At 45.5% G+C, this 26,067-nt stretch carries 27 protein-coding genes; 18 read left to right on the top strand and 9 right to left on the bottom strand.

Translation table 11 applies throughout. From position 1 onward, the window contains the following. The first annotated feature begins 74 nt into the window (after positions 1–74). From ACY652_RS10150 to ACY652_RS10170, 5 genes are all read left to right on the top strand, one after another. Complete coding sequence (locus ACY652_RS10150; protein WP_462264258.1) at positions 75–398, top strand: hypothetical protein; 324 nt, start codon at positions 75–77, stop codon at positions 396–398. 142 nt (positions 399–540) lie between these two features. Then, positions 541–1,452 carry a ligand-gated ion channel gene (locus ACY652_RS10155; protein WP_462264259.1) on the top strand — a complete coding sequence of 304 codons (912 nt, stop codon included), beginning with the start codon at positions 541–543 and terminating at the stop codon, positions 1,450–1,452. A 187-nt stretch (positions 1,453–1,639) separates the two neighbouring features. Continuing rightward, positions 1,640–2,023: a hypothetical protein gene (locus ACY652_RS10160; protein WP_462264260.1), complete on the top strand. Its 384-nt coding sequence runs from the start codon at positions 1,640–1,642 to the stop codon at positions 2,021–2,023. Between the two features lie 8 nt (positions 2,024–2,031). Beyond that, positions 2,032–2,481, top strand: a complete 450-nt coding sequence (locus ACY652_RS10165) for an SH3 domain-containing protein (protein WP_462264261.1) — start codon at positions 2,032–2,034, stop codon at positions 2,479–2,481. A gap of 181 nt (positions 2,482–2,662) precedes the next feature. Then, complete coding sequence (locus ACY652_RS10170; RefSeq protein ID WP_462264262.1) at positions 2,663–3,052, top strand: VOC family protein; 390 nt, start codon at positions 2,663–2,665, stop codon at positions 3,050–3,052. Positions 3,053–3,592: 540 nt separating this feature from the next. Here the strand turns inward: ACY652_RS10170 and ACY652_RS10175 are convergent. Together ACY652_RS10175 and ACY652_RS10180 are read right to left on the bottom strand one after the other, a co-directional pair. Further along, positions 3,593–4,819, bottom strand: coding sequence for an IS256 family transposase (locus ACY652_RS10175; protein ID WP_462264263.1), 1,227 nt, complete (start codon positions 4,817–4,819; stop codon positions 3,593–3,595). A 77-nt stretch (positions 4,820–4,896) separates the two neighbouring features. Next, positions 4,897–5,235, bottom strand: a complete 339-nt coding sequence (locus tag ACY652_RS10180) for a winged helix-turn-helix transcriptional regulator (protein WP_462264264.1) — start codon at positions 5,233–5,235, stop codon at positions 4,897–4,899. 100 nt (positions 5,236–5,335) lie between these two features. Here ACY652_RS10180 and ACY652_RS10185 point away from each other — a divergent pair, with 100 nt between their 5' ends. Then, positions 5,336–5,773 carry a nuclear transport factor 2-like protein gene (locus ACY652_RS10185; RefSeq protein ID WP_462264265.1) on the top strand — a complete coding sequence of 146 codons (438 nt, stop codon included), beginning with the start codon at positions 5,336–5,338 and terminating at the stop codon, positions 5,771–5,773. An 85-nt stretch (positions 5,774–5,858) separates the two neighbouring features. Here ACY652_RS10185 and ACY652_RS10190 read toward each other — a convergent pair whose 3' ends face one another. Then, positions 5,859–8,453 carry a hypothetical protein gene (locus tag ACY652_RS10190; protein WP_462264266.1) on the bottom strand — a complete coding sequence of 865 codons (2,595 nt, stop codon included), beginning with the start codon at positions 8,451–8,453 and terminating at the stop codon, positions 5,859–5,861. A gap of 108 nt (positions 8,454–8,561) precedes the next feature. Beyond that, positions 8,562–9,320 carry a GLPGLI family protein gene (locus tag ACY652_RS10195; RefSeq protein ID WP_462264267.1) on the bottom strand — a complete coding sequence of 253 codons (759 nt, stop codon included), beginning with the start codon at positions 9,318–9,320 and terminating at the stop codon, positions 8,562–8,564. A gap of 490 nt (positions 9,321–9,810) precedes the next feature. Between ACY652_RS10195 and ACY652_RS10200 the strand changes: the two genes are divergently transcribed. Next, positions 9,811–10,035 carry a DUF433 domain-containing protein gene (locus tag ACY652_RS10200; RefSeq protein ID WP_462264268.1) on the top strand — a complete coding sequence of 75 codons (225 nt, stop codon included), beginning with the start codon at positions 9,811–9,813 and terminating at the stop codon, positions 10,033–10,035. After that, positions 10,032–10,376: a DUF5615 family PIN-like protein gene (locus ACY652_RS10205; RefSeq protein ID WP_462264269.1), complete on the top strand. Its 345-nt coding sequence runs from the start codon at positions 10,032–10,034 to the stop codon at positions 10,374–10,376. Before ACY652_RS10200 ends, ACY652_RS10205 begins: the two co-directional genes overlap by 4 nt. A gap of 137 nt (positions 10,377–10,513) precedes the next feature. Here ACY652_RS10205 and ACY652_RS10210 read toward each other — a convergent pair whose 3' ends face one another. Further along, complete coding sequence (locus tag ACY652_RS10210; protein ID WP_462264270.1) at positions 10,514–11,041, bottom strand: DUF6985 domain-containing protein; 528 nt, start codon at positions 11,039–11,041, stop codon at positions 10,514–10,516. A gap of 333 nt (positions 11,042–11,374) precedes the next feature. Then, positions 11,375–11,977 (bottom strand): hypothetical protein, encoded by a 603-nt coding sequence (locus tag ACY652_RS10215; protein WP_462264271.1) that lies wholly within the window; start codon positions 11,975–11,977, stop codon positions 11,375–11,377. A 146-nt stretch (positions 11,978–12,123) separates the two neighbouring features. Here ACY652_RS10215 and ACY652_RS10220 point away from each other — a divergent pair, with 146 nt between their 5' ends. From ACY652_RS10220 to ACY652_RS10265, 10 genes are all read left to right on the top strand, one after another. Next, positions 12,124–12,465 (top strand): type II secretion system F family protein, encoded by a 342-nt coding sequence (locus tag ACY652_RS10220; RefSeq protein ID WP_462264272.1) that lies wholly within the window; start codon positions 12,124–12,126, stop codon positions 12,463–12,465. 166 nt (positions 12,466–12,631) lie between these two features. Next, a complete protein-coding gene (gene rplM / locus ACY652_RS10225) occupies positions 12,632–13,069 on the top strand; it encodes a 50S ribosomal protein L13 (protein ID WP_462264273.1) in 438 nt (145 codons plus the stop codon). A 30-nt stretch (positions 13,070–13,099) separates the two neighbouring features. Further along, positions 13,100–13,486 carry a 30S ribosomal protein S9 gene (rpsI, locus tag ACY652_RS10230; protein WP_462264274.1) on the top strand — a complete coding sequence of 129 codons (387 nt, stop codon included), beginning with the start codon at positions 13,100–13,102 and terminating at the stop codon, positions 13,484–13,486. Positions 13,487–13,507: 21 nt separating this feature from the next. After that, positions 13,508–14,365, top strand: a complete 858-nt coding sequence (gene rpsB, locus ACY652_RS10235; RefSeq protein WP_462264275.1) for a 30S ribosomal protein S2 — start codon at positions 13,508–13,510, stop codon at positions 14,363–14,365. Between the two features lie 142 nt (positions 14,366–14,507). Continuing rightward, entirely contained in the window at positions 14,508–15,359 is an 852-nt protein-coding gene (gene tsf / locus ACY652_RS10240) for a translation elongation factor Ts (protein WP_462264276.1), read from the top strand. 65 nt (positions 15,360–15,424) lie between these two features. Next, positions 15,425–16,549 (top strand): N-acetylglucosamine-6-phosphate deacetylase, encoded by a 1,125-nt coding sequence (nagA, locus tag ACY652_RS10245; protein ID WP_462264277.1) that lies wholly within the window; start codon positions 15,425–15,427, stop codon positions 16,547–16,549. Positions 16,550–16,583: 34 nt separating this feature from the next. Then, on the top strand, positions 16,584–17,288 hold the full coding sequence (pyrH, locus tag ACY652_RS10250) for a UMP kinase (protein ID WP_462264278.1): 705 nt from the start codon (positions 16,584–16,586) through the stop codon (positions 17,286–17,288). A gap of 331 nt (positions 17,289–17,619) precedes the next feature. Further along, on the top strand, positions 17,620–18,537 hold the full coding sequence (locus ACY652_RS10255) for an NADP-dependent oxidoreductase (protein WP_462264279.1): 918 nt from the start codon (positions 17,620–17,622) through the stop codon (positions 18,535–18,537). A 128-nt stretch (positions 18,538–18,665) separates the two neighbouring features. After that, positions 18,666–19,229: a ribosome recycling factor gene (gene frr / locus ACY652_RS10260; RefSeq protein ID WP_462264280.1), complete on the top strand. Its 564-nt coding sequence runs from the start codon at positions 18,666–18,668 to the stop codon at positions 19,227–19,229. 71 nt (positions 19,230–19,300) lie between these two features. Continuing rightward, a complete protein-coding gene (locus ACY652_RS10265) occupies positions 19,301–21,076 on the top strand; it encodes an ABC transporter ATP-binding protein (protein ID WP_462264281.1) in 1,776 nt (591 codons plus the stop codon). Positions 21,077–21,157: 81 nt separating this feature from the next. Here the strand turns inward: ACY652_RS10265 and ACY652_RS10270 are convergent, their stop codons facing one another. From ACY652_RS10270 to recG, 3 genes are read right to left on the bottom strand one after another with little or no spacing between them, the layout of a single operon-like run. Next, positions 21,158–22,441, bottom strand: a complete 1,284-nt coding sequence (locus tag ACY652_RS10270; RefSeq protein ID WP_462264282.1) for an MFS transporter — start codon at positions 22,439–22,441, stop codon at positions 21,158–21,160. A gap of 51 nt (positions 22,442–22,492) precedes the next feature. Further along, on the bottom strand, positions 22,493–23,914 hold the full coding sequence (locus ACY652_RS10275) for a M20/M25/M40 family metallo-hydrolase (RefSeq protein ID WP_462264283.1): 1,422 nt from the start codon (positions 23,912–23,914) through the stop codon (positions 22,493–22,495). Between the two features lie 40 nt (positions 23,915–23,954). Continuing rightward, entirely contained in the window at positions 23,955–26,063 is a 2,109-nt protein-coding gene (gene recG, locus ACY652_RS10280) for an ATP-dependent DNA helicase RecG (RefSeq protein WP_462268242.1), read from the bottom strand. Between the last annotated feature and the right edge of the window lie 4 nt (positions 26,064–26,067).

Genomic DNA, 26,067 nt, shown 5'->3' on the forward strand with positions numbered 1-26,067 from the left:
TGAAATTTCGTTATATATTTGATAGCCGGTTAAACCTTATGTTGATTGTTCGGCCTAATGAGGAAAGTTGCCTAATGTATCCAATCCGGTATCATCTTATCCGAAAGCTGGGGTTCGACCAGATTCACCAATCCGGCAACCCGGTATACTTAACCGTATATCCGGCCGGAAGCCATGCCTACTACCCAAACCCGAAAGAGAAGCAGTTTTATGGTGAGGATAAAGAGCAGTTACTAATATTTGAATCCACCGGATATAAACCTTTGCTTAATCCTTTTTATTTGCAGGGCTTACATGCCGCCATTAAATGGTATGGGCGCACCCAACTAAATATGCCGGATATCAGGATCAGGTTAACCGACCCCCGCCGTAAGGGACAGGATAAGCTGAAAAATTAAGCCAGATCTTTTTAAGCCATTTGCCATTTTTTAATAATTGCTTAGCCTTAATAATTAATTGTTTGCCTTACCTGCTATGAGTGTTTTTACAGTGAAGTTAAATTGCCTGATATTCGTTATTATCTCATTTATAGTACTCTGTTTGGCAATACCGGTACACGCGCAACAACCCGACACCGTATACAGCGGGGTGTACATTACCAGTATACACGACATTAACTTTAAAGACAAGGAGTATACAGTTACCATGTGGCTTTGGCTGCGCTATAAAAACAAGAAGTTTGATTTTTTGCAGAACCTGGAAGTGCCGCAGGCTAAAACCGTGACCCGTTCTTTTTCCACTGTGGATTCGAGCGATAATAAAATATATATGCTCATGAAGCTGCAATGCGTAATGAAGGACTCGTGGGCAACAGAGAACTTTCCGTTCGACCAGCAGAAGCTGCGGTTTTCCATCGAAAATTCCCAGTTCGATTCTAAATCACTGGTATTTGCGGCCGATACTGCCGGCAAGCACTTCGACCCTAAGTTTACCCTGCGGGGATGGAACGTAGACAGCCTGAACATCAGTACCGGAATTAAAAAATATGAAACTGCCTTTGGCGACCAGAGCCTGAAAAAGCCGCATACCGAGTATAGCAACTACAAGATGGTGATGGTGATTGGCCGTAATGCCTTCGGCCTGTTCTGGAAAATGTTTTTAGGCATGTATGTGGCTTTTATGATTGCTTATATGTGCTTTTACATCCATGCCGACAGCATCGACTCGCGTTTCGGCCTGAGTGTGGGCGCTTTGTTTGCTGTAGTAGGTAACAAATATATTGTGGATGCCACCCTGCCCGAATCTACCTCATTTACGCTGGTAGATACCCTGCACGGGCTTACGCTGATGTTTATACTCTGCGTTATCATCTGCAACACTTTTTCACTAAAGCTTATTAAGCATAATCAGGCCGAACGGGGCCGTAAATTTGATTTTGTTTGTGCCCAGGCGCTGTTAACGGCCTACATCGTACTGAACGTAATCTTTGTTTATGGTGCTACCCGGGGCTAATGGAAATCAAGAAGTTGCATTAATAGGCAGTTGTAAATTTTACATACAGCAATATACTGTTTATCGGCTATATCTTATTACTTTCAGTCCTTTAGACAGCTCGTCAGGTAATATGTTGCATCGGTTTAAATACTTAATTTTCAAACAAATGCAATTTTAAGGATGTTACCACTGCAAATAACAACCTATGAAAAATATTAACAAGTTATTATCTGTTGGCCTGCTGTTTATGATGGTGCTGATAGTTTCCTGCGGTAAAAAGCCAAAGGAGCAAATTGTGCAGACATGGCAGGTAAATGGTATTAAAACGGAAACAAAATTACCCGAGGCGGTAAAAAATTCAATGATTGCCAATTCAAAGATGACCTTTACCAAGGATGGCCAGTATACTACCACCGGAGGCATTGGAGCTGATGCAGGCACCTATGTATTGGACGAGGACGGTAAAAACCTGTCTACCACCTCTACAGCCGGTAAAGCCAGTTCGGCTTACACCATAGATAAACTGGATAACGATAACTTAGTACTTACCAACCAAGGCAATACGGTAACCTGTATTGCTGTAAAATAAAAAATATTATGGGACTATTTGACGAAGTAAACAATGCGGTGGTAAACCAGCAGCAGGCAAATGATTATAACGCTGCCATACAAGCCGCAGGCATAAGCGTGCCAAACCTGCGGGTAATGGGCAAGGATGGCTCGCTTACCGTAGTAGGTACCGTGCCTGATGCCGCAACTGCCGAAAAAGCGGTAGCTGCACTAAAGGCATTACCGGGCGTAACCCAAGTATATAACCTGATGGAGATGGAGGACCTGACCGCCAAAAACATCAAAATGAAGATTGCCACGCAGGAATCTAACCTGAATATACGTAAAGGGCCCGGCACTAATTACGATGTGGTAGGCAAGGCGGCACATGGCAGCGCCGTACAGCTTATTAAGCGTATGTACAACAACTGGTACTACATTAAAACCGATAGCGGAACAGAAGGCTTTTGCGCCGCCAGTTTTTTACAACAACTATAACTGTCATTCAGCTACTTATAACAAAGGCCCGCAGGTGTTTACCTGTAGGCCTTTGTTATTTACAGGTATTAAACTAAGTATTATCTGAACGGTTGCAGGGTAACTATATTCATTATTGTTATTTTCGGAACAGCGAATTATACCATCTTTCAATTAGTGCATATATAATACCTTTATTATCATGATCAGAATAAAACTTAGCAGCATTTTTGTAAATAATCAGGCTGATGCTCTGGCATTTTATACCGGAAAGTTAGGATTTATCAAGAAAAACGATATCGATTTAGGTCCCTACCGCTGGCTTACCGTAATGGTGGCTGATGAAGCTAACGATACGGAATTATTATTGGAACCCAATAATAACCCGGCGGCTACGGCCTTTCAGCAATCTATTTATGAGCAGGGCATACCAGCTACGGCCTTTCTGGTAGATGATATTGCACACGAATACGAGCGTTTGCAGCAATTAGGGGTACAGTTTAAAGCCGCCCCCCAAAATGCCGGCGGCGTAATTGCAGCCATGCTGAATGATACCTGCGGCAACTGGATACAGTTGTACCAGATGGCGTAGGTGGTTGATGATCATGCCAGCCAACCGGTAGGAATCAAGCTGTTTGCTGTCCATAAACGGCGATAAACGGCGATAAATGGTGATAAAAAGCTATAAAATGCAAATTTCAGGCTACGCAATTGCAGTTCTCATTACTATAAACCGGTGGCAGCAGGTGTTCACGTTCACGGTGCGTGAACACCTGTGAACACTCGTGAACGCTGACAGAGGGGTGTCAGTAGTTACCTTTTCCTGCAGTTGGTGTTATCAACCTTACCACCTGCGAGGGCCGGTTGCAGAATGGCGTTACCGAAACGCTATTTTAATAACGTGTGAGTGCACCAGGCAGACAGCTGAACTTTAGATATGACAATTAAAACGGCAGCGGCAGGCTATATACACATGGCTTTGAATGTTATAAACTTTAAAGATCAGGGAGGTTTTATGAAAAACGTGAGGTTGCAGGTAAGTAAGGGCTGAAAAGCTGGTTTCAACAGGGGTCTGTAAAATAAACTGTGTCACCCCCTGGCAGGCCCCATGGGGCCTGCCAGGGGGCGATTGCTACATCAAATCTAATATCATTCTTCCGGGAAACCAAATGGCCAGTTTCTGAGCGGTCATGGCCCAGTTTGAAAGCGGCATCGTCCATTTTTGTTTAATGTTGTTATGGGCCAGATAAATCAGTTTTAACAGGGCCATATCGGAGGTAAAGCCGCCTTTTGTTTTGGTGACCTTTCTGACCTGCCGGTGGAAGCCTTCGATGGTATTAGTGGTATAGATCAGTTTACGGACAGCTTCATCATACCGGAAATACGTGCTTAGCTTTGACCAGTTGTTACGCCATGATTCCAGTACCTTCCCATATTTATTACCCCACTTTTCTTCCAGCTGATCCAGGCGCAGCTCAGCCAGTTCCAGCGTTTCTGCCTGGTAAACCGGCTTCAGGTCTTTCATAAATACCTTCTGATCCTTAGAGGCTACATATTTCAGGCTGTTACGGATCTGGTGGACAATGCAGGTCTGGATCTCTGTTTGTGGGAAGACGGTATTAGTGGCCTGCGGAAAACCGCTTAGGTTATCGATGCAGGCGATCAGGATGTCCTTTACCCCACGGTTCTGCAGGTCGGTCAGCACCGACAGCCAGAAGTTAGCCCCTTCGCTCTGAGAGACATACATGCCCAAAAGTTCTTTGTGGCCGTGACGGTCAATGCCCAGGATATTGTAAACGGCATGGGACACCATCCGGTGGTCTTCCTTAACCTTATAGTGCATGGCATCCAACCAAACGATCGTATAAAGCTCTTCCAGTGGCCTTGATTGCCACTCCTTTACTTCGGGGATGATCTTGTCGGTAATGGCAGATAAGGTGCTGTGGCTGATCTCCGTATCGTACATATCCCTGATGTGCCTGGAGATGTCACGCAGGCTCATCCCTAACCCATACATGCCGATGATCTTCGATTCCAGGCTTTCGGCAAGTATGGTTTCCCGCTTGCGGATCAGTTCAGGTTCAAAGCTGGAATTACGGTCACGGGGCGTATTGACAGATATTGTCCCATCAGACGTACGGACGTCTTTACTGGTCTTGCCATTCTTCCGGTTGCCGGAACTGCGCTCTGCTTGATCTAAATGGCTTTCCAGTTCAGCTTCCAAAGCTGCATCCAAAAAGCTTTTAAGCAAGGGCGCAAAAGCGCCATCCTTGCCATACAGTGACTTGCCCGAGCGGAGTTGCTCCAGGGCTTTCTTCTTCATTTGCTCGTACCCTAAGGGCGATTCTTCTTGTCTCATTATAAACTATGTTAAAGGTATTTATTTACGCTTTGACACAGTTTATTTTACAGTCTCCTGCTTAATAGTTAACAGTTCTATTTCAGTTTAAGGATTTCCTTATGTTGGGTTCCCCAATCCTCCATCACCCTGATTATTTCTAAGGTTGTTAATCCCAGGGGGGTAAGTGCATATTCCACTTTTCTTGGCCATTCCAAATAAGTGTTTTTTCTGATAATCCCGTGTTGTTCCAGTTCTGTTAACTGTTTATTAATTACACGTGGTGAAGCATCGGGGTAGGCTTTATGGATTTCACCGGGTCTTTGGATCCCGTTGTTTATCCTCTTTATAATACAGGTTTTCCATTTTCCGCCAATTACTTCTGATGTTACCGCAACTCCGCAATCAAAATTCCTTTTTATTTTTTTCTCATACATCGCTTTATATGGATTGGGGCAATTTTGGCCTATATTGTTTTTTTAACATGGGCGGCTGATATTTGTTCCATAGCTGATTTACACAGCATTAAGTAATCATATGGACACATCAAAACAGAGCGATCCGCAAAACATGCTCCCGGAGCAACAACAATTAAACTTAGCCAACACCTTTCTTCGGTCTTTAAAAGAAAAAGATTGGGATTTACTCAGGTCAATATTAACCACTGATTCCACATGGACATTACCAGGAACCAGTATAATCTCAGGCAAAGCTGTTGGTATTGATTCAGTTATACAGCGGGCACAATTAATTGTAGGTTTCGGCGTAAGTCTGCAACTTAATCATATATTATATGGCCTGGATGATTTTGCCTTATCCATTCACAATCAGGCTACAAGGGGAGATTTACAGTTAGATGAACATTTGGCAACGGTGTGTATCTTACAAGAAGGTAAGATAGCGCACATCAATACTTACCTGTCGGATATAACGATGGTGAATGCTTTTTTTACCAAAGAAGGGCTTGCCGGATAATTTCATTGAAAATATTTTTTCACTGCCTGCGGCTGGTGACATCACCAACTGCTGACAACAAAATACTAATAAAAACTTTGCGGCTTTACAGCAGAAACCTGATGTCGATTAATATCGTTCTGGGCCGTAGTTTGTACCGGAGGAGCTGATAACTGGTGAAATCAACAGATTGGGTTTCATAATGCCGGTTGTTGAAAATATTGAACACAGAAAATGCTAAATCTGTCTTCGAATGGTTGATAGCCCAAGATAATTTTATATCATTAAAAAAGACTTTTGATGATATCTGATCGGCATGAATATTTAGTAACTGCCCAGAGGTTTGTAAATACAGGGCCCGTTGCAGGTAATAAGTTATGCCGAGGCGCTGGTCAACCTGCCTGGTAACAGCACCTCCTGATTCTGCATTCGCAGCATTGGTGCGGCTATACGCCTGAAAATAATCGGCCTTGTAATTAAAGTTGTAACGTTCAGAAATTTTAGAATCTATTTCGGCCGACAGGTTAATGCTTTTGGTGGTGGCCCGTAAGCGCAGATCGTTTTGTATCTGATCCTGATGAGCGAGTACAAGGTTTGCGCCGCCCCTTATGGTGCTTTTGATATCAAACAAGTATTTGCTCACATTGGCCAGCAGCATCAGCCGGTCTGCCCCGTTGTTATCAGGGCTGCGGGTAATCTGCGTCAATCCGTCATTACTGATAAGTACCCTTGATATAGTATTATTGCTGATGGTATTGTAAGTTAAACCTGTGGTAAAGAAAAATATATTTATAGGATTGCGGTAAGCATAGCTGGCATTAACTGCTATATTTTCTCGTTTATTTATAATTCTGTTGTTGTTGTAAATGGTACGGTAGTTTGCAATCAGTTGCCCCGGCAGCAAATCTTCGGCATTTCCAAAATCTGTAGACCTGCCTGCGCGTAAATCAATCGTATGCTGGTTGCCGGGCATCCATTTAAATGAGGCCGACGGGTTAAAAAGCGTATAGGTTTGTGTGCTGGCTTCAGAAGCAATAGATTGGTCAGTGAAGTTAATGCGCCTAAAGTCAACCGGTAAGGTGGTGGTAAAAGAAAATTGCGTAAGTTGATACGTATAATTACCCTGTGCCCCAGCCTTCATGTCAGTCCAGCCGGTGTTGTTTTGAAAGGAGACAGGTAGTTCAGTAACAATACCTGTTGCCTGCGTGGTATATATCTTGCTGTCAATATCTACATGCCTGAGATCAAAATGCACGTCATACCCTTGCTGAAATCTTCCTGCACTGCTACGAAGAGAAAACCGATTACGGGTGTAAAACGCTTTTTTACCGGCTTGCTGTCGGCTGTTTATGTAAGGCACACTATCGTTAAGCAATTCAGGATAAATACCGGGATTGATATTCAAGTTTTCCGGGGCGTTAATAAAGCCGGTTTGTGAGGTTATTTCGCCAATTAAATGCCCGCTAAACGGCTTCACTATTCGGAGAGCATTATTGATGTTGAGTTTGAGGCTGTTATATTGCTGATTATAGTTGCCTGCTTCAGTAAGCAGGGCAGTTATATCATACTGGCGGTCAATTTGCACATCCAGTTTGTTATCTAAAAATACTTTCGCTGCATTGTCTTGATAATACAAGCTGGTAAACCACGCATGTGTTTGGGTTCTTATGTTCTGTTGTTCCAATTGCTGGTTAACTACTCCCGGTGGGTAGTAGTACCTGAACGATAAATACTCCTGCAGGAAGTTGCCTGGGTGATAATAGGCATTTAACCGGATGCTGCGGGTTTGTGAGAACTTAACCAGGGTATTAGCTGATATTAAGGCAGACTTATTAAAAAGCCAGCGGTTGCGGTCCAGCGGCGGCTCTAATGTGGTACGGGTACTCATTAACTGCCGGGCCAGGGGCCGGTCAAAAGTATTCAGCAGTTCTTCCAGTGTATGATCGGCTATCTCGTAATTCAGGTCATTTCCGGTACTGTTGTAATTCAATGTGTTAAGCAGCTTTATCTTATCTTTAAACAGCATCAGGTCGGCCTTGCCGTTTAATGCCTTCGGCACACCTGCAGCTAATTCCCCGCTACCAAACAGGTGCAGTTTGGCTGAATTCTTCAGTTTGAGGTTTAGCGCTGCCTGATCACTTTTAGCAACGCCACGCAGTACATTAACGGGCTGGTGGTTTTCAAATATTTGAACTTTGTCTACAGCATCGGCCGGGATAGCTGTTGTGGCAAGGTTGTATTTGTTACTTAGCAGATCATCACCATCAATATAAAACTTGTTGATGGCCCGGCCCTGATAACTGATTTGGCCCTGCGTATTTATAGTAATGCCGGGCAGGTTCTTCAATATATCTCCAATTGTTCTGTCTTGAGGTTTGGCAAAACTGTTTACATCATAACTCAGCGTATCCTTTCTTCTGGTCAGCACAGCAGGCGGGCGTATCACAATTTCCTTCAGTTGCCTGTATTCCCTGGTCATTTGTAAAGTAACTGCGCCGGGCTGCGGAGCGTACCGGAGATAAAGGGTGCGATAGCCAAGCAGTGTTACCCGGATCTGGGCGGCATCAAGCGTTGTACCTGTTGCAATGGTGAAACGTCCGGAAGTATTGGTAAGGGCAAAACTGAGCACAGTAACACTATCCCGCTTTAACAACACAACAGCGGCATTGGCCAGGGGCTTACCCGCCGAATCAATAACCATCCCTTTTAAAGCTGACTGCCCAAGTACCCGGTTAGTGAAAAGGTATAACAGGAGCAAAAAAAAACATGGATAGAACTGAATCCTGCGCATCAATAATAAAGTCGGCGGTTAGTTGTTTCCAGTGGTAACTGATTCTATCTTTCCGCCAATGGCACCTGTATTCTTCATAAAGCCCATAGGATCTTTTTGATAAACTTGCAAAGCTCTGTCAAAGTCAACTTTTGTAGTTTTTATTGCTTTATTTCCAAAACTAACAGCTTCATTTCCGTTAGAAACTTTTTGAAATGAATACAATTCCATCTCTACAGTTTTTGTGTTATCTTCAAATTTCACAATCAAGCCAGGGAGGCCGTTTATATAGGCCGGGCCGGTTGGTACTGGTATCTCTGCTGTAAACCAAGCAATGTAGTTTTTATTGGTTTTAGGGGAAAACATCTCTGCCTTTTGGCAATTATAACCGGCGATAACTGTTTTTTCGGATAATATTTTCCAGTTATAACGGGGCATTTCCGTTTCCCAATAATAACGAAGCCCAATCTTTTTGCTAAGATAACCCTTACTGTCATTATAAACAGTCAAAATTTCATCATCGGTATAGGGCCGGGGGGCCGAAAATACTTTCATATTCAAGGTTTGTTGTGCCAGTACTAATGAATCTCTTTTATAGCCATCATAACTCTTAAACAGCGAGGAGGTCTTACCAATCAGCAACATCATGTCCTCACGGTAAGGATAGGACGGATTTTGAGGGTCGGCTGATACTTTGTAATGATATTTGGCAACATATTGCGCCACATCCTTCTCTTCCTGCGCTTTAACGTTAGCGCAAATCAATACAATAAAATACAGCAGCAGTAATTTTTTCATTGCAATTTTAAATTAAGCCCCGTGCCGGGTTAAATAAATATAATTAATTTAGGCCATATACAATGGCGGTGGCGGAGGGCAATAATAGGCATTTGCCATACCCTGAATCGTATTCAGGTCCATCATTACCTCTTGCATAGATGCTCCGGGTGCAGGGGTGTATTGGAAGGTAATAGTTAGTCCGCAGCTTAAAGGCATAGACACAGTCATTGCCTTCAACTTAAGTACGGAGGTGATTGGAACGTTAGCTCCGGTTATATGTAAACCCTCAACGTTACCGGAAGGCGCTTTCTTTTATTCGCTGGCGAAGACGCCAAAAGATGCAAGGAGCATCCCTAATGTAAATAAAGTTTTTTTCATGATGTTTAAGTTTAGTGGCACAGGGCGTTATAAAGTTATAAAAAAATTTGTTTTTATTAAAAATTCAATCTTCTGCCTGCGGTTGGTGTTATCACCAACCGCAGGCAGAAAAAACAGTTAACTTAGTGGTATGAACAATTGGCATGAGCGCATTACGACCGACCCTGCGCAATGTGGCGGCCGCCCCTGTATACGCCACATGCGTATACGGGTAATAGATATTTTAGACTTGCTGTCAGCAGGGCTTACCCAGGAGCAAGTGTTAAATGAGTTGCCGGATTTAGAGCTGCCGGACATTGAAGCTGCGCTGAAGTTTGCCAGCCGCCGCCTTGATCATCCCATAATAGCAGCATGAAGATATGGGTTGATGCGCAGTTATCACCATTCATTGCCTTGTGGCTTAACGATAACTTTGGTAACTCCGGCATAAATGCTTCTTCGCTCAGAAGCCTGGGAATGCAGTTTTATACAGATGAGCAGATTTTCAAAGAAGCAAAGTGGGCAGGAGCGGTAATGAGGAGTAAGGATTATGATTTTATCAGGCTCATTGATATTTTTGGTGTACCTCCACAACTGATTCAAATTACCTGCGGCAATACTTCAAATGCAGTAATGTGCGAGATATTAAGTAAAACGTTTCTACAAGCTGTGGCACTACTCCGGCAGAATGAAGAAGTGGTAGAAATTACAAGGTAGCCTATTTTAGTACAGGTATCAATACTGTTTCGCAGCGGCAGATAGTGCTTAAATTTGGTTAGCGCAAGCAGGGATTTTAATAACACCAGCCGCAAACAAAATCCCCGCATTGTGCAGGCAGGGATGCCTTTTGATTGCTATTCTTCAACTTCTTCAAACTGTATAAGAGAGGTGTTTCCATCGCCTATGTGATCCAGCAGTTTGCCGTTTCTCAGGATCAGCTCGCAGCCATGCTCACTCTCCCATTCCGGTTCAAAAATAATTCTTACATAGCGGTTACCAAAAAAGTCGTCTTCCTCAACAATCGCATGGGTGGGATTGGCCTTTTCCAAAGCGTCTGTTTCGTTACTCACACCAAACTCGCGCAGGTTAGCCTCCTGCTCTGTTTCCCCGTCAGGCACGTCTATACCGTATGAAATATCTTTACAGCACTCCAGGCAATGCCGGTAGAGCAAACTTTGCATAAGCGGCCGTTCGGTTTCGGGCAAGGTGAGAAGATCGTTAACCGTTTGCACAAACTTTTCAGAAATGATAGTTTCTATATATTTCAGGGCGTAAGTTGAAACTATCAGTTTAACTTCTATTTCTTTATTAAAGAAAGGGCTGTAAGCCATCATCTTTCCCCTTTCCCAAACGCTGTTAATCAAAATTTCTTCTCTTGTCATACTTAAGCAGGTATCAAAATCCCCTTTTAAACAACAGTTAATCCCCTTGGGTTTTAAATGAGTTAAAGGAGCAGGGCATCATCTCAGGATTTAAATTGCCTTTTGCAGGGAAGGTTTAAAACAGTTTCAGGATTCCTCACACAGCTTCCACTACCGCAAGTATCCTGCTTCTGGCAGGCAGGTTTTAAAACTAAATTTTACAAGTTTACAAATGCTGTTAACCCCAGGTGGGATTTTCCGAACACTTTTGGTGATAATACTAATTGCAAGCAGAATAATATTATATGTCTATACGGGGCGCGAGTTGCAAACTCGCACCAGCAAAAGGAGGCTTCATTTAGCCAACGTTCTTAGCCTATCAACCAAATCCTGAGGGTAAGCAGAATACCACCGGTTCATGTATTCTTCAGGAGTGTACATTTGCTCAAGCTCATTCAGGGTTTCTAATATAATACTGGCAAATATTCTTATAGGCATACACAAGATGAACAGCAGCCCTTTGTGCAATTCGGTGATTTTTTCCGGTTCCAGTTCATAGTGTTCGTGACTGTAACCGTATTGAGTAATATTTTTTAACAAATCCCAGTCTGTATCCTCCCATATCAGTAAATCTATATTATCGCCATTAGGCTGAAAATGCCAGGTAATAAATCCCGGTTCAAGTTCATGATGCATCATATAACATCCCCGTCCAGCAATCCGGATACTTCCCTGATAAGGTTTTATAGTCTTATCCTTTTGATGTTCTAAAAGAAATATAGCGTTTTCTATTAAGTCAGTTAAGGCGCTGGTAATATAACTTGCAGTGTAAAAATACCGGTTATCAGGTGTTCCAATGTCTAATCTCATCCATCCTGAGCCGATCCACTCTACATTAATAGTAAAATCTTCTTTTCGCTCTAATGTTAAAAATGATACTCCGGCTAATAAATTCATAAACTAAAAGTAAGAATCGCTTTTACGAGCTACGAGTTGCAAACTCGTGTTAGCACAATGGGCTGTAAACTTCAATGCCGTTTTGCATAAACGAAAGATAGTGTTTAGGTTTGGGTAGTGCAAGTGGCAGTGTATAGGTTTGTCCAGTGTGGGTAGCGGTTGGTGATAACACCAACCGCAGGCAAAAATACTTATACCTGGAGCTGAGTACCTTGCTACAGGCGGGCGTAAACCTGAAAAGTAGCTTTGAGCTGGTGATGGCCGATGACCAGCACAAGGGAAAGGATAAAACGCTGTTTGAGGAGGTGCAGCAGGCGGTGCTGGGTGGCACGACCTTTTCTCAGGCCCTGCAGCAGAGCGGTCGGTTCTCCCCGCTTGTGGCGAATTGCCAGCAGTTGCTGCTTCTGCCTGTGTTCAGTATTATCACCAACCGCTACCCACACTGCCTCAACCTATACCAGTTCCCGCTTATACTTCAAATTTTATAGCGGTTGGTAACAACACCAACTATGGGCAAGTCACCGGCAACTTAAATCTTCAATTCCCTCACAATATTCTCTGCAACCGCTTGCAAATCAATCAAACTACTGCTATCTTTGCAGTCCCGAAATTACGGGGTAATACAAACTGTTTAATTTATTTAATACTAAGCAAGTGAATACGTTAAGTTACAAAACTGTCTCAGCCAACAAAAAGACCGTTAACAAGGAATGGGTTGTTGTTGACGCACAAGGCGAGATTTTGGGGCGCTTGTGTACTAAAATCGCGATGATGATTCGCGGTAAGCACAAAGCAGGCTTCACCCCAAACGTAGACTGCGGTGATAACGTCATCGTTATCAATGCAGACAAGGTAAAACTGACCGGGAACAAATTTGCCGATAAGCAATATGTTTCTTACACCGGCTATCCGGGTGGTCAGCGTTTCATTTCTCCTAAGGAGTTAATGGCAAAGCACCCCGAGCGCGTAATTGAAAAAGCCGTTCGTGGTATGTTACCTAAAAATCGTTTGGGCCGGGCCATTTATGGTAACCTGCATGTATATGCCGGTGCCGAGCATCCGCATGCTGCACAGCTACCCAAAACCGTTTAACCATTAATTTTTTAAAGGAGAAAAAACACAATGCCAACAACTAACACTTCAGGCAGAAGAAAAACCGCAGTTGCCCGCATTTACCTGAGCGAAGGCAACGGCGCCCTTACCGTTAACGGTAAAGATTACAAAACTTATTTTCCAACCCTACCTTTACAATACGTAGTTACCCAATCTCTGCTGGTTTCCGGCTCTGAGGGTAAGTTTGATATTGTTGTAAATGTAGCCGGCGGTGGTGTAAAAGGGCAGGCCGAGGCCGTTCGGTTAGCCATAGCCAAAGCTATTGTTGAACTTGATGCTGAGAAAAAACCGGCACTGCGCGCCAAAGGTTTAATGACCCGCGATGACCGTATGGTAGAGCGTAAAAAACCAGGACGCCGCAAAGCACGTAAAAAATTCCAGTTCAGTAAACGTTAAAATTTTAAGGAGGACACAACAATGGCAAGAACAACATATCAGGATTTACTGGATGCAGGTGTACACTTTGGTCACCTTACCCGCAAATGGGATCCGAAAATGGCACAGTACATTTTCATGGAGCGCAACGGTATCCACATTATCGATTTAAATAAAACTTTATCAAAAGTTGAAGATGCAGCTGCTGCCATCAAGCAGATTGTAAAATCAGGCCGTAAGGTATTATTTGTTGCTACCAAAAAGCAGGCAAAGGATATCGTAGCCGATTTTGCAAAAAGCGTGAACATGCCTTTCGTAACCGAGCGCTGGTTAGGTGGTATGTTAACCAACTTTGCTACCGTGCGCAAGTCAATCAAAAAGATGTCGAACATCGATAAGCTGACTAAGGACGGTACGTATAACAACCTGTCGAAGAAAGAGCGCCTGATGATTCAGCGCGAACGTGTAAAGCTGGAAAGCCTGTTAGGCGGTATTTCAGACCTGAACCGCCTGCCCGCTGCCATCTTCATGATCGACGTTAAGAAGGAACACATTGCCGTAGCCGAAGCAATGAAGCTGAGCATTCCTACCTTCGCCATGGTAGATACCAATTCCGATCCTTCCAACATCGATTTCCCTATTCCTGCGAATGATGATGCCACTAAATCCATCTCCCTGATTACCGGTTTGATGATACAGGCTATCCAGGAAGGTTTGGATGAGCGCAAGCGTGAGAAGGATGATGAGGCCGAAAAGGAAGCAGCCGCTTCTAAGGCTAAGGCAGACAATGGTGGCGAGGCTCCGGCCGACGGTACCCGTCGCCGCCGTCAGGCCGCCGAAACCGAAGCTCCTGCCAACACCATAGATAGCTCAGCTACCGAAGGCCACGGCGCTGCATAACCGCCCCCGGCCCCCTGAAGGGGGAGGGCAAGGCTCAATGTAAATCATATAACCCTCAATTCACTTTATGTGGGTTGAGGGTTGATAATAAATAAAACACTAACTAAATAAAATTCCCCCTTCAGGGGGATAGGGGGCAAACATGTCTACAGTACAAATTTCTGCATCAGACGTAAACAAGCTGCGCCAGCAAACCGGTGCAGGTATGATGGATTGCAAAAAGGCGCTGACCGAAACCAACGGCGATTTTGAAGCGGCAGTTGATTTTTTAAGAAAAAAAGGCGCTAAGGTAGCCGCCAGCCGCCAGGACCGCGAATCAAACGAAGGTGTGGTAATTGCCCGTACTTCTGAAAACAGCGACCGTGGCGTAATTATCGAACTGAACTGCGAAACCGACTTTGTGGCCAAAAACGCGGAGTTTATAGCTTTTGCGAACGCCATTGCCAATGCGGCGGTTCAGCAAAAACCAGCTAACATTGATGACCTGAAAGCTTTAGAATTAGATACCGAAACTGAACGTCATACCATTGGCGACTTAATTGTTGACAAAACCGGTAAAATCGGCGAGAAGATCGGGATCTCTAAGTACGAAGTATTAGAAGCCGAAAAAGTAGTGGCTTATATTCACGGTAACTTCCGTTTAGGCGTACTGGTAGGCTTAAGCGCTGATGGCGATGGGGTAGAAGCTGCCGGTAAGGATGTAGCCATGCAGATTGCCGCCATGAACCCGGTTGCTGTTGATAAAGACGGCGTAGATGCCACCACCATTCAGCGCGAAACCGAAATTGCCAAAGAGCAGATTCGTGCCGAGGGTAAACCAGAAGAAATGGTAGAAAAAATCGCAGCCGGTAAGCTGAATAAATTTTACAAAGACTCTACCCTGTTAAACCAGGAATATGTAAAGGATTCTTCTAAAAATGTTTTACAGTTTTTAGGAGGCGTTCAAAAAGGCCTAACCGTAACCGCATTTAAGCGGATAGCTTTAGGAGCTTAACTCATTTATATTTATCCCCGCCTACAAGGCGGGGATTTTTTTTGCGCTTATATTTCATTTTAACTATGCTTACTGCACTGCACAATCTGCAACTGGTATCTGACGGGCAAATCAGCACTGGTAAAGCTGTACTTATCAACGGAGATAAAATAACTGCCGTAATTGATGAACACCTTATTCCTGCCGGAGCGCAAAAAGTTGATTTGCAGGGAGCCTATGCAGCCCCGGGCCTGATTGACCTGCAGATTTACGGCAGCGGCGGCAAAATGTTTGGCAGTATGCCCGAAGTAGCTGCCCTGCAGCAGATGGAAAGCGATATGCTCAGCCAGGGTACCACCGGTTTTCTGGCCTGTATAGCCACCAACAGTGATGATGTGGTAGAGGCTGGTATTGAGGCCGCAAAGGCTTACCGTGCACAGGCGAAGGGTAACTTCTGGGGCCTGCACCTGGAAGGGCCGTACCTGAACGCCAAACGCAAAGGCGCCCATCCTGCCAGGTATATTAAGAAAGCCACGCTGGCAGAGGTACAGCGCTGGATAACCATGGCCAAAGGCGAGATTAAGATGATCACCATTGCGCCGGAGTTGCAGGATCAGGAAGTGATTGATGAGCTGCACAGCCAGAATATTGTGATTTCTTCCGGCCATAGCGATGCTGCCTATGAACAGGGTAAGGCGTTTATCAACAAACCGGTGCAGGCCATTACCCACTTATTTAATGCCATGCCGCAAATGCATCACCGCGAGCCGGGCATCATACCGGCCATTTTCGAGGAGCGCCCCTACACCAGTATTGTGGCCGATGGTATTCATGTGAGTTTCCCGATGATACGGCTGGCCAAGCACCAATTAGGAGATAAACTGTTTCTGATTACCGATGCCGTAACTGCCGCTACCGAAGGCGCCTACCAGCACCAGTTTACCGGCGACCGCTATACTATGCCCGATGGTACACTGTCGGGTTCCTGCTTAACCATGCTGAAGGCGGTACAAAACTGTGTGGAACAAGTAGGCATTGAACTGGCTGAGGCCATTAATATGGCCTCGCTTTACCCGGCGCAGTTGGCGGGCAAAACCACCAAAGGCAAAATCGCTGCCGGATATGATGCGGATTTAATTATTTTTGATGCCGGTTATCAGGTACAGGGCACCTATTTAATGGGAGCGCGCATCAATCTCCAAAACCGATAATGCATTTTAGCTGAACAGAAAATTACTTTAACTCATGAAATACAAAAGAATATTACTGAAGCTTAGTGGCGAGGCCTTATTGGGCGAGCGCCAGTATGGTATTGATAACAACCGGGTACTACAGTACGCGCACGACATTAAAAACGTGCTGGAAACCGGTATGGAAATTGCCATTGTGGTAGGCGGAGGTAATATTTTCAGAGGGTTAAGCGCCGAGAAATCGGGTATGGAGCGTGCCCAGGCTGATTATATGGGTATGCTGGCCACGGTAATTAACTGTATGGCCCTGCAAACCGCACTGGAAGGCATCGGAGTAGAAACCCGCCTGCAATCAGCCATTAAAATGGAGCAGATATGCGAGCCTTATATCCGCCGCCGGGCGATGGGACATTTAGAAGCCGGGCGTATCGTGATTTTCGGTGCCGGTACCGGTAACCCGTATTTCACTACGGATACTGCCGCTTCACTGCGGGCTATCGAAATCAAGGCTGATGTAGTATTGAAAGGTACCCGTGTAGACGGCATTTACACCGCCGACCCGGAGAAAGACCCTGCGGCCACCCGTTATGATGAGATCAGCTTTCAGGAAGTATATGACAAAGGCTTAAACGTAATGGACATGACGGCCATTACCCTCTGCCAGGAAAACAAACTGCCCATCATCGTATTTGACATGAATAAGGAAGGCAACTTCCAGAAAATTGCCCTGGGTGAGCATATTGGTACGCTGGTAAGGTAATTTACAATAGAAAATAATACGTATAACAGCTGGCTTCATGCCGGCTTTTTTTATTTAAAGCGTTTAGTTTTACTATTTCCTCTGCAATTGAAATAACAAATTGAGATTAGTTAAATAGATGATTAGCTTCCATCTGTAATAACCAGCAACAGCATCAACCGAAGGCAAAAAGATTTACCTGTTGAATTTAAAGCTAACATTTCAAAATTGGCGAGCGAAATGTACTTCTGTTAGCGGTGCATAATTAACTCATGTAATATCATGATGTTCTTTTAAATTGAAAACCTCAGACGCATCAGTTTGTTAATTAAAGTGGTTTAAACAAAGTACAATGAAAGCAGTTAGAATTGACAAGTACGGTGGCTTGGATGAACTTAAGATAGAAGAGATTGCAAAGCCAACGCCTGGAAATGGCCAGGTGCTGGTGAAAGTTAAGGCAGCAGGCATTAATCCGGGTGAGATCATGATTCGTGAAGGTAAGCTGGCCAAAATGTATCCTTGGACCTTGCCCATGGGGGAAGGCAGTGATTTTGCTGGTGTGGTTGCGGAAGTTGGTAAGGATATAACGAACTTTGCTGTGGGTGATGAGGTTATTGGTTTTACTGATAAGCGTGCAAGCCATGCTGAATATGTTTCGGCAGATATAAATCAGTTGATTGCCAAACCGGCAAAAGTTTCCTGGGAACAAGGGGGCGGGCTTTTTGTAGCAGGCACTACTGCATATGCAGCCGTACGTGCCGTTTCTTTACAACCCGGCGATACGGTAGTGGTATCCGCAGCTGCGGGTGGGGTAGGATCCCTTGTTATTCAACTGGCGCGCGATGCAGGTGCTACAGTTATCGGGCTGGCAGGTGAATCAAATCAGCAATGGCTGTCTGATCATGGTGTAGTGCCGGTGATTTATGGCGATGGTCAAGCTGACCGAATTCGTAATGCAGCTCAGGGAAAAATAGATGCATTTATAGATCTCTTCGGGAATGGCTATGTAGAACTGGCTTTAGCGTTAGGTGTTGACAAAGAACGGATAAACACCATCATCGATTTTGAAGCCGTTTCCAAATATGGCATAAAATCAGAAGGCAGTGCTAAAGCAGGCAACATCGAGGTGCTGGCGGAACTGGCAGGTAAAATTGCTAATGGTAAGCTTGAATTTATTGTGGACAAAGTTTATCCGTTAACTGATGTGAAAAGCGCCTACATTGAATTGGAAAAGAGGCATACCAGGGGCAAAATTATTCTGAAACCATGAATGTGATATATTGTCTGGCATTTTAGGTAAAAGTTTGAGTACTTAAAGCAGTTGTATATAATATGACAGGCATGTAGCTTGCTTCTTGCAGCTCAAATTCCTATTTTCGTACCCAAATTCTAATTACGATGAGCGAACTCGTTAAGAAACAGTTAAATGATGCAAAGGCCGCTATGCAAAAGGCCATTGAACATGCCGATAACGAATTGTCTAAAATACGTGCAGGTAAAGCCAGTCCGGCCATGCTGGATGGGCTGACTGTAGATTATTATGGTACACCTACACCGTTGGCGCAGGTAGGCAGCGTAAACACGCCCGATGCACGCACATTGATCATTCAGCCCTGGGAAAAATCTTTATTAGGGGCAATTGAGAAAGCCATTAAAGAATCTAATTTAGGTTTGAACCCGCAGAACGACGGTACCATTATCCGTGTAAACGTACCGCCGCTTACCGAAGAGCGTCGCCGTAACCTGGTAAAGCAATTGAAAGGTGAAGCCGAAAACGGTAAGATAGCCATACGTAATATCCGTAAGGACATCAACGATAAGATCAAGAAGCTGAAGACTGAAGGCGTGTCTGATGACGAAATGAAAACCGGCGAGGGTGAAGTGCAAAAGCTTACCGATTCTTACATTGTAAAGGTAGACCAGCTGGCCGAAGCTAAAGAAAAAGACATCATGACCGTATAAGACAAGTAATTGTCAAATTACAGGGAATGAGCCGATTACGCCATTCCCTTTTTTATTTTTGTAACCTATACATGAAGCTACTTATATCTTATCTGTCAAGGCACCGCTGGCTGGTGGTGCTGGCCCTGGTACTGGCCGCCTTCAACATTGGCTTTTCACTGCTCGACCCTATGATTACCGGGTCTATTGTAGACCGCTATATGGTGCCCAAGGATGGCAAAGTTTACAGTTTTGATTACCGCCTGTACGGTTCGCTGAAGTTGATTGGGCTGGCCATAGGCGCAGCTATGGTATCGCGCATCGCTAAAAACTTTCAGGATTATTTTACCAATATCATTGTACAAAAGGTAGGCGCCAAAATGTATTCGGACGGGCTGAAGCACTCTCTGGAACTGCCTTACCAGGTGTTTGAAGATCAGCGCAGCGGCGAAACCTTAGGTATACTGCAAAAGGTAAGGCTCGATTGTGAGAAGTTTATCACCTCCTTTGTAAGCGTGCTGTTTGTAAGCCTGGTGGGGATGGTTTTTGTAATTATATATTCCCTGAATGTAAGCTACAAGGTAACGCTGGTATACTTTGCCGCTATCCCGGTAATTACGTTTGTAAGCATGGCCCTCAGCAAGCGCATCAAAAATGTGCAGCGTAAAATAGTGGCCGAAACCACGGCGCTTGCCGGTTCAACCACCGAGTCATTACGTAATATTGAACTGGTAAAAAGTTTAGGGCTGGCCGGGCAGGAGATAAAGCGTTTAAATAAAACCACCTATAAAATACTGGATTTAGAGCTGCAAAAGGTAAAATACGTACGCAGTATGAGCTTTGTGCAGGGCACCGTAGTTAACCTGGTGCGCAGTGCCATGGTACTGGTGTTGCTGGTGCTTATCTTCAAGAATACACTTACGCCCGGCGATTACTTTAAATTTTTATTTTATTCCTTCTTCTTGTTCAATCCTTTGCAGGAATTGGGTAACGTAATACAATCATGGCGCGAGGCAGAGGTTTCTTTGGGAAATTTTAAGCGGATCTTATCCATCCCGGTTGAGGAAAAACCAGAAAAGCCGGTGATGATTGAACAGATACAAAAGCTGGAATTTGATGAGGTAAGCTTTAAGCACTTAACTTCTACCCGTAAGGCTTTGCAGCAGGTAAGCTTTAGTACTGCTATGGGCCAAACGGTGGCCTTTGTAGGGCCTTCCGGCTCGGGTAAAACCACATTGGTTAAGCTGCTGGTGGGGCTATATCAGCCCATAGAAGGGTCTATCTGTTATAATGGGGTATCGGGCAAAGAAATTGATTTGGACCAGCTGCGCGAAAAAATAGGTTTCGTAACACAGGACACGCAGTTGTTTTCGGGTACCATACGCGAAAACCTGCAGTTTGTGCGCCCCGGCGCAACAGATGAAGAGTGTATGCAGGTATTGCGCCAGGCCGCCTGTCAAACTTTGCTGGCCCGTGCCGACAAAGGTTTGGATTCCCTGATAGGCGAGGGTGGCGTTAAGGTATCAGGCGGCGAAAAGCAGCGTCTGTCCATCGCCCGCGCATTATTGCGCCGGCCGGATATTCTGGTATTTGATGAAGCTACCTCGGCGCTGGATTCACTAACGGAGGAAGAGATCACCGAAACCATTAAAGAGGTATCGGTACTGCAAAATCATATTACCATACTGATAGCCCACCGCCTGAGCACCATTATGCACGCCGACCGTATCTACGTATTGGAGAAAGGCCGTATCATTGAATCTGGCAAACATGCAGAATTGCTGCAGCAAAAGGGCCTGTACTATGCCATGTGGCGGCAGCAGATAGGCGAGCGGCATGAGGATGATGCACCGCTGGTGCAGGTGTGAAAAAACCCCACCCAAACCCTCCCCGGAAGGGAGGGCTTAAATAGAATTAACAAATCAAAAGTCTTCCCTGCCGGGGGCGTTTTAGAGAGAGCTCTTATTCGCACCAATATCCTGCAACCTGGTCGGAATCAATCCTTTGGTTTTAAAGTAGGTAAAACCTACCACCAGCAAAGTCATGCTGCCGCCAAAAATTACGGAGTGCACTGTTCCTAAAAGTTTAGCGGCCGTGCCCGACTCAAATGCCCCGATTTCGTTGGAGGAACCGATGAACATGGAATTTACGGCAGATACGCGGCCGCGCATCTGCTCCGGGGTAAGTAACTGCATAATGGTACCCCTTATAATTACACTTACACTGTCAAAGCCGCCCTCGGTAAACAAAAAGAGCAGCGAAAGGTAAAAGGTTCTGGACAGGCCAAAGCAGATAATGGAGCAGCCAAACCCGGTTACCGCTATCAATAAATTGCGCCACGGGCGGTTCATGGGCGAAAATCGCGTCATGGCCAGCATGGTCAATACAGCCCCCAGGGCAGAGGTTGCCCTCATGATGCCTAAGCCTTTGGCCCCCACATGTAAAATATCAATAGCAAAAACAGGCAGCAAAGCTACGGCGCCTCCAAAAAATACAGAAAACAAGTCGAGGCTCATGGCATAAATCATCATTTTATTATTCAGCACAAAATGTATTCCTTCTGATAAGCTTTCCCATATGCTTTCTTTAGGTATAAATACTGCCGGGTACTTGCGCAACATGAGTACCAGCACCAGTGAGATCAATTCGAAAATAAGGATGATGGTAAAAGCAGGTGTAATACCGAGGTAACCATAAATCAATCCGCCTGCTGCCGGGCCTAATATAGAGGCGATCTGCCAGCTTGAACTGCTCCAGGTGCTGCCGTTGGGGTACAACTCCTTAGGTATACTGTGGGCATATATAGCGAAGGTGGCCGGCCCGTAAAAAGCGCGCGCCACGCCGTTCAAAAATACCATAGCATAAATTACAGGGATAATCCAGCCGGCATGAATACGGGTATCTATACTTTTCATGGTAACCAGCATCATTACCAGGGAGGCAAAAAATACCAGGAAAAAGATGGTTAACAGGAGCTTTCGTTTTTCTGATTTATCCGCCACATATCCCCCGTAGAGTGCGATGCCGATGGCCGGTAATGCTTCGCACAAGCCTACTATGCCTAAACTTAGCGGGTTGCGTGTAACCTGGTAGATGTAAGTGCTGATGATAAGCGCCTGCATTTGGTAGGCAAACGTAAAAAAGAAACGCATCCCGATATAGGAGCGGAAATCTTTATATCTTAATGCAGCAAAAGTGTCGGGCTTTGGTGCATTCGGGTCATCATTACTCACAGGACGGCAGATTTAATACGCCGCAAATTTAAACAATGCGTATAGTTAAACCTACTTAAAATTTATGCCCTGCTGATCGATCAGGTAAACCAGGGCAGCAATAGCCGCCGCTCCCGATTCCAGTTCGCGCTTGTTCACATTCTCGAATACATCATTCGGGGTATGATGAATGTCAAAGTACCGCTGCGAATCTGGCCGGAAGCCGATTAAGGTGATACCGGGCACCTGGCTTTTCAAGGGTTCAATATCAGTACCGCTGCCGCCCCTGGTCAGGCGGTCGGCTTCGTAAGGTTCCAGTAAAGGTTTCCAGCGCTGGTTTACGGTTTTTAAGAAGCTATCGTTAACATCACTGAAGCTAAAGCCGCGTGGGGTAAAGCCGCCCTCATCCGTTTCAATAGCGGCAATGTGGTTTTCCTTGTTGGCAGCCGCTAAGCGTGCATATTCGGTACCGCCACGGTGCCCGTTTTCCTCGTTCATAAAAAATACGGCACGGATGGAGTGCTTAGGCCGGTAGCCTACTTTTTTAAGTACCCGCAAAACCTCTACCGACTGCATTACCCCTGTGCCATCATCATGAGCGCCTTCAGCCAGGTCCCATGAATCGAGGTGGCCGCCAACTGTAATATAGTCATTGGGCTTCTCTGTGCCTTTAATTTCGCCCACTACATTGTATGATTGTACATCGGGCAGCATCTCACAATTCTGCTTGAAGTAAAACTCAACCGGCATAAACCTTGGCTTTGAATTCGGCGTGCCTTTTGGCCAGTATATAAAACACTCGTGCAATTTGTTGGCAGCTATGGTTGAAATGGCCGCTGCCGGTATTTTAGGCCCATTACCATAGCTGGTGCCGCCGGTGTGCGGATAATCATCTAATTTAGAACTCAGCGAGCGCACGATAACGCCTACCGCACCGTACTTAGCGGCAGCGGCAGGGCCGGCATTACGCTGGTCGCCGGCGGTGCCATAGGCCTGGCCGGTTTCAATAAAGCGCTGATCAAAGGCGCGGTTAAAGAAGACAATGTTTCCTTTAATGGCACTTTCACCCAAAGTTTGCAGTTCGGCCAAACTGTTCACCTCAACTACTTTAGCTTTCAGCCCCTCAGCGGGTGTAGCTACCGAGCCGCCCAGCGCACAAATGGCTGCTGATATTTCGGTACCATAAAATAGAATTTTCCCCTCTTCTTTAGCGCCGCGCACCCAGTGCGGTACCATTACCGGCTGCAGGTACACACGGTCGAAACCGTAACTTTCCATCAGCTTTTTGCTCCACTCTACTGCCTTTTGTGCATTAGCGGAGCCGCTTAAACGCGGGCCTATCTGCTTGCACAAATAACGCAGGTTATCATAGGCCTGCCCGTTTACCAGGGCTTCATCATAAATTTTACGAATCATCAGTGAATCCTGCGCCTTTGCAAGCGGGGCAATGAGGCTTAACGCTAACAGCGAAGAGAGTAATAGTGATTTTTTCATGTGAACCGCAGTATGAGCAATTATGCGGTTAAGATACATATCAGGAAATCTTATCCCAACTTAAACCTGCATTTTTTGCCTGAAAGGCCAATTGCAGTATCTGGTGCTCGGGTTTGGCCAGTTGCGGGTCATTGGCGAAGATGTCTTCCACCACCTGCCGGGCCTGCAACAGCAAAGCCTGATCGGTAGCCAGGTTAGCCAGCTTTAAATCCAGTACGCCGCTTTGCTGCGTGCCTTCAATATTGCCCGGCCCGCGCAGTTCCAGGTCAATTTCCGAAATCTCGAAGCCATTGTTGGTGCGTACCATCGTATCCAGCCTTATCCTGCCCTCACGGCTCAGTTTGTGGCTGCTCATGAGTATGCAGTAGGAATGTTCGGCGCCGCGCCCTACGCGGCCCCGCAGCTGGTGTAGCTGCGACAAACCAAACCGTTCGGCATTCTCAATAATCATTACCGAGGCATTGGGCACGTTTACGCCTACTTCAATTACAGTAGTGGCTACCATAATCTGCGTTTCGCCTTTTACAAAGCGCTGCATCTCAAAATCCTTATCCGCCGCCGACATTTTGCCATGCACAATGCTGATGCGGTATTCGGGCAACGGGAACTCGCGCGATATGGTGTCCGCGCCATCTTCCAGGTTTTTTAAATCCAGCTTTTCGCTTTCCTGTATCAGTGGATATACAATATACACCTGTCGGCCTAAGGCAATCTCGCGCCTCATGAGGCCAAACACCGGCAACCGCTGATTTTCGTAAGCATGCTTGGTTTCAATGGGTTTGCGGCCTGCGGGTAATTCGTCAATCACAGATACATCCAGGTCGCCGTACAGCGTCATGGCCAGTGTGCGCGGGATGGGGGTGGCCGTCATCACCAGTACATGCGGCGGCAGGGTGTTCTTGCGCCAGAGCTTGGCACGCTGCTCTACGCCAAAGCGGTGCTGCTCATCAATCACTACAAAGCCTAAGTTGGCAAACTGTACGGCATCCTCAATCAGGGCATGGGTGCCAATCAAAATCTTGAGTGCACCGCTTGCTAACTGTTCATGCAGTATGCGGCGTTGTTTTTTGGGCGTAGAGCCGGTGAGGATGCCCACTTGCAGAAAATCATCTCCTAACAAGCTTTTAATGGATATAAAATGCTGATTAGCCAGTATTTCGGTAGGGGCCATCATGCAGGTTTGAAAGCCGTTATCAATGGCCAGCAGCATGCTCATCAGCGCTACTACAGTTTTGCCGCTGCCTACATCGCCCTGCAGCAGGCGGTTCATCTGTATGCCGCGCTGCGTATCCTGCCGTATTTCTTTCAATACCCGCTTCTGTGCGTTGGTAAGCGGAAAAGGAAGTTTATGATGATAGAACTCGTTAAAGCATTCGCCTACGTTGCCAAAAACATTGCCTTTAAATTTTTCGGTACGCAGCAGTTTGTTCTTTAATAATTTTAGCTGTATCAAAAACAGCTCCTCAAACTTCAGCCGCCGTTCGGCCTCGTGCAGCACCATAGCATTTTCTGGAAAATGGATATTCTTATAAGCTTCGGCCCGCCCCATCAAACTCAATTGCTGCAACAGGTAGAGCGGCAGGTTTTCATGTATATCCTTCAGGTGCTGATCCATCAGGATAGCCGTAAGCTTTTGGATGCCTTTGGTATCCAGCGAAAACTGCTTTAGTTTTTCGGTAGAACTGTAAACGGGCTGCAGGGTGAGATTGCCCTTTTTCTTTAACGCATCGGGGCTGTATTGCTCCATTTCCGGGTGCGACATTTGCGGCTTGCCGTTAAACATACCCGGCTTACCAAAAATGATGTAAGCCTTGCCCGGTATTAAGTTTTTCTCTACCCACTTGATGCCCTGAAACCATACCAGTTCCATTACCCCGGTATCATCCTGCACCTGTGCTACCAGGCGCCTGGTCTGTTTTTCGCCTATCAATTCTTTAGATATCAGGCGGGCAATTACCTGCACATGGGGTAACTCTGTGTCAATCTCTCTTATTTTGTAAAATTTTGTACGGTCGATGTACTTGTATGGGAAGTGCCGCAGCAGATCTTCAAAATTGAAGATGCCCAGGTCTTTTTGCAATACTTCACCACGCGAGGTGCCTACGCCTCGTAAATATGCTATCGGGGTTTGAAACGGCTGACTCACGATTGCA

The organism is Mucilaginibacter sp. (genome assembly GCF_965200995.1).
Classification (GTDB): Bacteria; Bacteroidota; Bacteroidia; order Sphingobacteriales; family Sphingobacteriaceae; genus Mucilaginibacter.